The 8,324-nt window shown below is 73.6% G+C and carries 5 protein-coding genes; all 5 read left to right on the top strand.

Features of this window, described 5'->3' with window-relative positions; all coding sequences use genetic code 11:
• A partial coding sequence (locus tag MXD58_RS14255) for a methylmalonyl-CoA mutase subunit beta (protein ID WP_250609395.1) occupies positions 1-1,642 on the top strand: 1,642 nt, incomplete at its 5' end.
• Positions 1,642-3,891: a methylmalonyl-CoA mutase gene (scpA, locus tag MXD58_RS14260; RefSeq protein ID WP_248840292.1), complete on the top strand. Its 2,250-nt coding sequence runs from the start codon at positions 1,642-1,644 to the stop codon at positions 3,889-3,891. The genes MXD58_RS14255 and scpA, both read left to right, overlap by 1 nt.
• Before the next feature lie 32 nt (positions 3,892-3,923).
• Positions 3,924-4,943 (top strand): methylmalonyl Co-A mutase-associated GTPase MeaB, encoded by a 1,020-nt coding sequence (gene meaB, locus MXD58_RS14265; protein ID WP_248840293.1) that lies wholly within the window; start codon positions 3,924-3,926, stop codon positions 4,941-4,943.
• 462 nt (positions 4,944-5,405) lie between these two features.
• Positions 5,406-6,980 carry an alpha/beta hydrolase domain-containing protein gene (locus tag MXD58_RS14270; protein ID WP_248840297.1) on the top strand — a complete coding sequence of 525 codons (1,575 nt, stop codon included), beginning with the start codon at positions 5,406-5,408 and terminating at the stop codon, positions 6,978-6,980.
• A gap of 251 nt (positions 6,981-7,231) precedes the next feature.
• On the top strand, positions 7,232-8,324 hold a 1,093-nt coding region (locus tag MXD58_RS14275), incomplete at its 3' end, for an Hsp70 family protein (RefSeq protein ID WP_250609396.1).

Genomic DNA, 8,324 nt, shown 5'->3' on the forward strand with positions numbered 1-8,324 from the left:
CGGCACCACCGGCTGGGACGTCCGCGCCCTGCACGCCGGGCCGGACGCGAAGGCGGCGGGCGAGGCCGTTCTCACCGACCTCGAGAACGGCGTGACCTCCCTGTGGCTGCGGCTGGGGCCCGGCGGGCTGCCGGTAGCCGCGCTCGGGACGGTCCTCGCCGACGTGTACCTCGACCTCGCGCCGATCGTCCTGGACGCGGGCGCCGAGACGGTGTCGGCCGCCGAGGAGCTGTTCCGGCTCGTGGCCGTCCGCGGGCTGCCCGGCTCGCAGCTCGCCGGCAGCCTGGGCGCCGACCCGATCGGCCGGGCTGCGCGGATCGGCGTGGCGGCGGGGGACGTGCCGGGGCTCGACGACGCGACGGCGCTCGCCGCCCGGTGCGTGCGGGAGTTCCCCGGCGTGCGCGCCCTCGTCGTGGACGCGCAGCCCTACCATCGCGCCGGCGGCAGTGACGCGCAGGAGCTCGGCGCGTCGCTGGCCACCGGGGTCGCCTACCTGCGGGCGCTCACCGATGCCGGCCTCGGCCTGGCCGAGGCGCTGCGCCAGCTCGAGTTCCGTTACGCGGTCACGGCGGACCAGTTCTCCTCGATCGCGAAGCTGCGCGCCGCGCGCCGGCTGTGGGCCCGGGTCGCCGAGGTCTGCGGGGCCGAACCGGCCGCCCGCGGCCAGCGCCAGCACGCGGTCACCTCAACGGCGATGATGACCCGGCGTGACCCCTGGGTGAACATGCTGCGGACCACGCTGGCCTGCTTCGGCGCGGGTGTCGGCGGCGCGGACGCGGTCACCGTGCTGCCGTTCGACACCCGCCTCGGCCAGCCCGACGACTTCTCCCGCCGCATCGCCCGCAACACCCAGACCCTGCTGCAGGAGGAATCGAGCCTGATCCGGGTGATCGACCCGGCCGGCGGCTCCTGGTTCGTGGAATCGCTCACCGACGACCTCGCCGAGGCGGCCTGGTCGGTGTTCACCGAGATCGAGGCGGCCGGCGGGATCGTCGAGGCGCTGCGCGCCGGCCTGGTCGCCGAGCGGATCGCCGTCACCGCGGCGGCCCGCGCGGAGGCGATCGCCCACCGCGGCGACCCGCTGACCGGCGTGAGCGAGTTCCCGAACGTCGCGGAGAAACTCCCGCAACGGCCCCCGCTGCCGGCCGAGCCGATCGAGGCCCCCGCCGGCGCCGGCCCCGGCCTCCCGGTGATCCACTACGACGCCGACTTCGAGGAGCTGCGCGCCCGCGCGGACGCACACACCGCTGCCGGCGCGCGCCCCGTGGTCTTCCTGGTCACCCTCGGCAGCGCCGCCGCCTCGACGGCGCGGGCCACCTTCGCCGCCAACCTGTTCCAGGCCGGCGGCTTCGAGACCCCGACGTCCGGCGTCGGCACCGACCCGGCGGCGATCACGGCGGCCTTCACCGCCGCCGGTGCCGCCGTCGCCTGCCTGTGCTCCGGCGACAAGGTGTACGCCGAGCACGCCGCCGGTGTCGCGCGGGCGCTGCGGGAGGCGGGCGCCCGCCAGGTGTGGCTCGCGGGCCAACCAGGCTCGCGCGCCCAGTCCGACGCGGACGCGGGCATCGACGGATACGTGTTCACCGGATGCAACGCCGTCGTCGTTCTCCAGGCGACGCTGGCCGAGGCGGGAGTGGCCTGATGACCGTCGACAGCTCGGATTCGCGTTCCACCGCGATCCCGGACTTCTCCAAGGTCGAGCTCGGCACGGTGCCGGCCGCCGCCGACGCCGCCGAGCCCGAGTGGCGCGCCGCCGTCGAGGCGGAGACCGGCAAGGACGTCGAGGCCCTGACCTGGGACACCCCGGAGGGCATCGCGGTCAAGCCGCTGTACACGGCCAGTGACACCGCCGGGCTCGACTTCCTGCGTACCTACCCGGGGGTCGCCCCGTACCTGCGCGGGCCGTACCCGGCGATGTACGTCACCCAGCCGTGGACGATCCGCCAGTACGCCGGTTTCTCCACGGCGGCGGCGTCGAACGCGTTCTATCGGCGCAACCTCGCCGCCGGCCAGAAGGGCCTGTCGGTCGCCTTCGACCTGCCGACCCACCGCGGCTACGACTCCGACCACCCGCGGGTCACCGGCGACGTCGGCATGGCCGGCGTCGCCATCGACTCGATCCTCGACATGCGCCAGCTCTTCGACGGCATCCCGCTGGACAAGATGAGCGTGTCGATGACCATGAACGGCGCCGTGCTGCCGGTGCTCGCGCTCTACATCGTCGCGGCCGAGGAGCAGGGGGTCGCGCCCGAGCAGCTCGCGGGCACCATCCAGAACGACATCCTCAAAGAGTTCATGGTCCGCAACACCTACATCTACCCGCCGCAGCCCTCGATGCAGATCATCTCGGACATCTTCTCGTTCACCTCGCAGCGGATGCCCCGGTTCAACTCGATCTCCATCTCCGGCTACCACATGCAGGAGGCCGGCGCGACGGCCGACCTGGAACTCGCCTACACCCTCGCCGACGGCGTGGAGTACATCCGGGCGGGCCTGGCCGCGGGCCTGGACATCGACGCGTTCGCCCCCCGGCTGTCGTTCTTCTGGGCGATCGGCATGAACTTCTTCATGGAGGTCGCGAAGCTGCGCGCCGCCCGCCTGCTCTGGGCGCGGCTGGTGAAGCAGTTCGACCCGACCAGCGCCAAGTCGCTGTCGCTGCGCACCCACTCGCAGACCTCGGGCTGGTCGCTGACCGCGCAGGACGTGTTCAACAACGTGGTGCGCACCTGCGTGGAGGCGATGGCCGCGACCCAGGGCCACACCCAGTCGCTGCACACCAACGCCCTCGACGAGGCGCTCGCGCTGCCCACCGACTTCTCCGCCCGCATCGCCCGCAACACCCAGCTGCTGCTGCAGCAGGAGTCGCGCACGACCCGGGTCATCGACCCGTGGGGCGGCAGCCACTACGTCGAGCGGCTCACCCACGACCTGGCGGCCAGGGCCTGGGCGCACATCGGCGAGGTCGAGGCGACCGGCGGCATGGCGCAGGCCATCGACGCGGGCATCCCCAAGATGCGCATCGAGGAGGCCGCCGCCCGCACCCAGGCGCGCATCGACGCCGGCCGCCAGCCGCTGATCGGCGTGAACAAGTACCGGGTCGACGCCGACGAGGCCATCGAGGTCCTCAAGGTCGACAACTCGGCGGTGCGCACCGAGCAGATCGAGAAACTCCACCGGCTGCGCGCCGAACGCGACGGCGCCGCGGTCGAGGCGGCCCTGCACGCGCTGACGGCCGCCGCCGACGCCGCCCGCGACGGGCGCCGCGGACCGGGGCTGGAGCAGAACCTGCTGGCCCTCGCTGTGGACGCGGCCCGCGCCAGGGCCACCGTCGGGGAGATCTCCGACGCCCTGGAGAAGGTCTACGGGCGCCACTCCGGCCAGATCCGTACCATTTCCGGGGTGTACCGGGAAGAGGCGGGATCCGCCGGAAACGTCGCCGCCGCCCGCGAGGCCGCCGCCACGTTCGAGCGCGAGGAGGGCCGCCGCCCCCGCATCCTCGTCGCGAAGATGGGCCAGGACGGCCACGACCGTGGCCAGAAGGTGATCGCCAGCGCCTTCGCCGACATCGGCTTCGACGTGGACGTCGGCCCGCTGTTCCAAACGCCCGGCGAGGTCGCCCGCCAGGCGGTCGAGGCGGACGTGCAGATCGTCGGCGTGTCCTCGCTCGCCGCCGGGCACCTCACCCTGGTGCCGGCGCTGCGCGAGGAGCTCGCCGCCCTGGACCGGTCCGACATCCTCATCGTGGTCGGCGGGGTCATCCCCCCGGGCGACTTCGACGAGCTGCGGGCCGCCGGCGCGGCGGCGATCTTCCCGCCCGGCACGGTCATCGCCGACGCGGCGCTGGAGCTGCTCGCGAGCCTGGCCAAACAGCTCGGCCACGCGGCCGCCTGACGCGCCCGCCCGACCATGGCATCTCTCGCATCGTGAGCCGTCGAACGATCGACATCAACGAGTACGCGGACGGCGTGCTGGCCGCCTCGCGTACCTGGATCGCGCGGGCCATCACGCTGGTCGAGTCCACCCGGGCCGACCACCGTGAACTGGCGCAGCAGCTGCTGGTGAGCCTGCTGCCGCACGCCGGCAAGGCGCGGCGGGTCGGCATCACCGGCGTGCCCGGCGTGGGCAAGTCGACGTTCATCGACGCGCTCGGCACGATGCTCACCGGCCGCGGGCATCAGGTGGCGGTGCTCGCCGTTGACCCGTCCTCGACGCGCACCGGCGGCAGCATCCTCGGCGACAAGACGCGGATGGCGGCGCTCTCGATCGACCCGGCGGCGTTCATCCGCCCGTCGCCGACCGCCGGCACCCTCGGCGGCGTCGCGAAAGCGACCCGGGAGGCGATGGTCGTCATGGAGGCGGCCGGCTACGACGTGGTCGTCGTCGAGACGGTCGGCGTCGGCCAGTCGGAGACCACGGTCGCGGAGATGGTCGACACCTTCCTGTTCCTCACCCTGGCCCGCACCGGCGACCAGCTGCAGGGCATCAAGAAGGGTGTCCTGGAACTCGCCGACGTCATCGCGGTGAACAAGGCCGACGGACCGCACGAACTCGACGCCCGCCGCGCCGCCCGCGAACTCGCCGGGGCGCTGCGGATGCTGCAGGGCGCCTCCGGCCCGCGCGACTGGAACACCCCGGTGCTGACCTGTAGCGCCGAGCAGCGCACGGGCATCGACACCGTCTGGGCGCAGATCGTCTCCCACCAGGACACCCTGGACGCCACCGGCGCGCTCGCCGCCCGCCGCCGCCGCCAGCAGGTCGACTGGACCTGGGCGATGGTCCAGGACCGCCTCACCAACGCGCTGCGCTCCCACCCACGCGTCCGGGAGATCACCCCCGACCTCGAGGGCCGTGTCCGCGAGGGCACCCTCACCCCGGCGCTGGCCGCCGACGCGATCCTCGACGCCTTCAACGAAGCGCCGCCCGGCCCCGCCGCCACCGACTGACCCGCGTCCACGCCGAACCACCGTGTACGGACCAGTGCGCCGCGGCGCACTGGGCACCGACGGACCCTCGGGGCACCTTCGTGCGCGTTCCTGTTCGCATCCGCCACGCCCGTCCCCGCCCGTTCGGAGGGGCCGCCGATCGACCCGCGCGAGCGGACCGGCCCGGAGCCATCCCTGGCCGCGCGGGTCGGGTCGGTGGTTGGGGCCCGGGACCCTCCGCCCCCCCGGACGCCCGGATCCGATCGGCGTCGGCGGTCCGCGGCCGGCCCTGCCAGGTCCCGCCGTCGTTCGCTTGACTCCCGCGCGCCGAGACTTCGATGATTCCATCGCCGGTCAGGTTACCGACGGGTAAAGCTGCATTCTCGGATTCGCACGCAGGAATTGTTGTTGCGACCTCCGGGGTATTCCGTCGTCCTCCTGGATGCCGAGCGAGTCTCTGCGGGATCGGGGTCAGTCATGACAATGAGGCATTCCGGGGGCTCGCCCCGGACGTATCGCCGGTTAGTCGGCGGGCGGCGGCGCCGGTGGGCGTCCGTGGCGCCGCTCGCCCTGCTCGTCGCCGGGTTGGCGGTCGTGACGACCGCCTGCCTGCCGGTCACCGGACCGGGTCCCGGCACCGGCGGCCCGACCCCGACCCCGACCCCGATCCCGACCCCGACGCCGCCGGCCCCAGGGCCGGTGGCGGACCTGTCGCACCCGTTGACCGGTGGGAACGGCCCGTTCATCGCGGAGTCGACCCCGGTGGACCTGAACCAGGCCGGCTACACCCAGGCCGAATACGCCGCGTCGGGCACGGCGACCTCCTACCAGGCCGCCGGCAGCCTCGGCGGCGACGGCAGATGGACCCTCACGCCGAACGGCACCGCGCAGTACAAAAGCCGGATCATCGTGCGCCGGCCGGCCGCGGCGACGAAGTTCAGTGGCAACGTTCTCGTCGAGTGGCTCAATGTCAGTAGCGGCATCGATATCGATCCCGAGTGGGCCAGTCTGTCCGAGGAGCTCACCCGGCGTGGTGATATCTGGGTCGGCGTGTCGGCCCAGCGGATCGGGATCGAGGGCGGGCCGGTGCTCGTCCCGACACCCGGCGCCTCGGGCCTGGCCGGCAAGGGACTCAAGACGATCGACCCAGCCCGTTACGGTTCCCTGACGCACCCCGGCGACGGGTTCTCCTTCGACATCTACACCCAGATCACCCGCGCCCTGCGCACCGGCGCGGCCCTGGACGGTCTGCGGCCGCAGAAGGTGATCGCGGCGGGCGAGTCGCAGTCGGCCTTCGCGCTGACGACGTACTACAACGGGGTCCAACCGCTGACCCGGGCCTTCGACGCCTTCTTCGTGCACAGCCGGGGTGCCGCCGGCCTGCCGCTGGTCGGCGCCGGGCAGAACGCGGACCTGGCCGGAGCGATCTTCAACTCTCCGGCGACCTTCCGCACGGACCAGAGCGCCCCGGTGCTCGACGTCCAGACGGAGACGGACCTGACCGGGCTGCTCAACTCCGCCAAGGCCCGCCAGCCCGACAGTGACCGTTTCCGCCTGTGGGAGGTCCCCGGCACCGCCCACGCGGACGCCCACCTGATCGGCCCGACCGCGTCGAGCTTCGACTGCGGCGTACCGATCAACAACGGCCCGATGCACCTGGTCGTCAAGGCGGCCTGGCGCGCGCTCATCACCTGGGTCACCGCCGGCCACGCGCCGGCGACCGCGCCGCGCATCGCACTGTCCCAGAGCGGGTCGTCCACCAGCGTCACGCGCGACGCCGACGGCATCGCGCTCGGCGGCATCCGCACCCCGCCGGTCGACGTCCCGGTCGACGTGCTCTCCGGTGAGCCCGGGCCGACCCAGTCGACGGTCTGCCTGCTGCTCGGTTCCACGAAGCCGCTGCCCGCCGCCCGCCTCGCCGCCCTCTACCCGTCCCGGGCGGACTACGAATCGCGCTACGCCACCAGCGCGGCCGCGACCATCGCCGCCGGGTACGTGCTGTCCGAGGACCGTCCGGCCCTGCTGGCCTACTCCCAGCCGGACCGCGTCAGCGGCTGATCGCGCCCCGACCCGGTGAGGTGGGGAGGCCCGCGGGGAGCCGCCCCACCTCACCTCGCGCCGACCGGCCAGGCCGGCCAGGCCGGCCCGGTTCAGATCGATCACTGGTTTCTGTGTCCGCCACCGGACATACGTAAACGCAGGTCAGGTGCCTTACGATATGCCCACCATCCGGGTCAATAGAGATGCCGGTGGTCGGGGGTGCTTCCCGTGGGGGGATGGCTCCCGTGACGGCATGGTCGGGAGACGCGGTGGGTTATCAGCTAGGCATCGACATCGGGACCGCGCACACCATCGTCGGGATCGCCGACGGGGGTTGGCCCCGGGTCCTCGAACTGGGCGGTCAGCGGCGGCTGCCGTCGGTCGTCTACGCGCCGCAGGGTACGAGCCCCCTGTTCGCCCGCGGCGCGCAGCGCCGGGCCCGGACCGACCCGGACCGCGCCACCACCGACCTGCTGCGCCGCCTCGGTGACGAGGGCCAGGTGCTGCTTGGCGGTGCCGCGTACAGCAGGGAGAGCCTGCTCGGCCGGTTCGTCGCCTACCTGGTGACGACGGCGTCGGAGCAGCTCGGCGGTCCGCCCGACCAGGTCGTCGTGACGTATCCGAGCTTCTGGCCGGCGTCGCGGCGGGAGGCCTTCGCCGACGCCGCCGCCCAGCTCTCCGGCCTGGCGATGCCGGTGACGGCCGTGGCCGCGGCCGACGCGATGGGCACCCTGCTCGCCCGTGCCTCGGTCACCCAGACCGTTGACCTCGTCGGCTGGTACGACCTCGGCGCCGGTTTCCTCGACACCGCGGTGCTGTCCTTCTCCCCGTTCGGCTTCCAGGTCGTGGGCGCGCCCGCGGGCCTGCGCCACGGCGCCGGGCTCGACGTCGACGCCCTGCTGGTCGACCGCGCGCTCGCCCACGCCGGCATCGCCTCGACCGGGCTGGACCGGGCTGACCCCGCCACCCGGGTCGCGCTCGAGCGCCTTCGCCGCGACGCCGCCCAGGCCAAGGAGATCCTCGCCGAGGAGGACGAGGTCGAGCTGGCGATCGCGCTGCCCGGCGTTGACACCTCGGTGACGCTGACCCGCGCCGAGCTGGAGACGCTGGTCGGCCCGACGATTGAGGACTCGGTCGAGGCGCTGCGCCGGGCGCTGCGATCGGTGCCGGCGTCGCCGGCGGACCTGTCCCGCGTCCTGCTCTCCGGCGGCGTCACCTACCTGCCGCTGGTCGCCCGGCGGCTGCGCGCGGCCTTCCCGGAGATCCACCGGGTCGAGCACCGCTCGGACGCGGACCTGGCGATGGGCGCGGCGCTGCTCGCCGCCGACCTCGCCGACCGCGCGGCGCGCCACGGCGCCGGAG

Source organism: Frankia sp. AgKG'84/4, assembly GCF_023242965.2.
In the GTDB taxonomy this organism is placed as follows: domain Bacteria; phylum Actinomycetota; class Actinomycetes; order Frankiales; family Frankiaceae; genus Frankia.